Raw genomic sequence first — 1485 nt, 5'->3', positions numbered from 1 at the left:
CGTTGAGCACATGCTCGGCGCTGGGGCGCCCGGCCTCCAGGGCCATCTCCGCGGCAACCAGCACGGCGTCCAACCCGTGCACCGGCACGGCGGCCAGCACCTGGGTCATCACGCGATCGCCGCCGGGATGGCGCAGCAAGTGCCGCTGCAAGGTCTGCAGCGCATCCGGCATGGTCTTGAACGGCGCGCCATTGCGAAGCGCGCCGGGCTTGGTCTCCACCAGCTCGATGTAATGCTGCCAGTCGTAGAAGGTCAGGTCGCGCTCGAAGCTGCGGACATGGCGCGCGACCTGCATGCCGTCGGCGACCAGCTCCAGGTGCTCGGGGTAGACGCGCAGGCTCAGGATCGCGTTCACGTGCCGCGTGGGCACGCTGTAGCGATTGCGCTGGAAGTGGATGAGTCCTGTGGCCGACACGCGCACCTGGTGCTCCACATAGCCATTGAAGGGCTTGGGACAGGGCATCAGCCGCGCCTGCTCGTCTTGCCAGACCTCAGCCACCGTCAGCGCCGGCCACTCCGGATGGTGGCTCTCTTCCCAGCACTGCCGGCAGCGCTGAGCCAGCCACTCGTTGAGGCTGGCGAAGTCGGGCCAGCGCCGCTCGGCGGCTTCGCGCCAGACCTGGCGACGCCGGTCCTGCACGTTCTTCTCGACGATGCCCTTCTCCCAGCCCGAGGCGGGGTTGCAGAACTCGGCATCGAACAGGTAGTGCGAGCACATGGCCTGGAAGCGGATGTTGACGCTGCGCAGCTTGCCCACGCCGACTTTGTCCACGGCGGTCTTCATGTTGTCGTAGATGCCGCGACGCGGCACACCGCCGAAGGCCGCGAACGCCCGGGCATGGGCGTCGAACAGCATCTCGTGGCTTTGCGTCGGGTAGGCAGTGAGCCAGAAGGCGCGCGAACTGGCCAGCTTGGTGTGCGCCACCTCCAGCCGCCGGCGCAACCCGCCGACGAAGAGGTACTCGCAACTCCAGTCGAACTGGAACGCGTCACCCAGCTCGAAGCTCATCGGCACGAACGCCGCCCGGCGCGGCGCATTGGCCTGCTGCTCGCGCCAGCGCCTCACCCACACCACCACCCGCGGGTAGCTGCCGGCAAAGCCGAGTGCCCGAATCTGCTCGAACAGGGCCTTGGCCGTGCGCCGTTCCCGCACCGGTCGGTGCAGGTCAACGCGCAAGGCCGCCTCCAGATGCTCTGCCCAGGCATCGAGCACGCTGGTCTCGGTGCGCTTGGGGTACTTCGGCTCGGTCTCGCCCTCGCGGCGCAACCACTGCTTCACCGTATTCCGGCTCAGCCCGGTGCGGCGACTGATCTCTCGGATGGGAAGCCCATCCCTCAGGTGCATTCTCCTGATCTTGGCCAACATGCCCACGTTGATCACTCCTGATTCCCCGCTCAGCCTTGAGCAGGTCAGTGTCGATACGTGGGTCAGATTTGCGCGATCACCGCCCTTGCAGGTGGGTCAGTTTTCAGTGATCGCCAACA

At 66.8% G+C, this 1485-nt stretch carries 1 protein-coding gene; it reads right to left on the bottom strand.

The annotated features are described in order from the left end of the window. Window positions 1-1372, bottom strand: a 1372-nt coding sequence (gene istA / locus OOZ63_RS28840; protein ID WP_266009321.1) for an IS21 family transposase, incomplete at its 3' end; no start/stop codon positions are given. Window positions 1373-1485: the final 113 nt, after the last annotated feature.

It is taken from the genome of Paucibacter sp. PLA-PC-4, from assembly GCF_026241155.1.
In the GTDB taxonomy this organism is placed as follows: Bacteria; Pseudomonadota; Gammaproteobacteria; order Burkholderiales; family Burkholderiaceae_C; genus Roseateles_E.
Note: the sequence above shows the minus strand (reverse complement) of the source record. Positions and strands in the feature narration are given on the sequence as shown.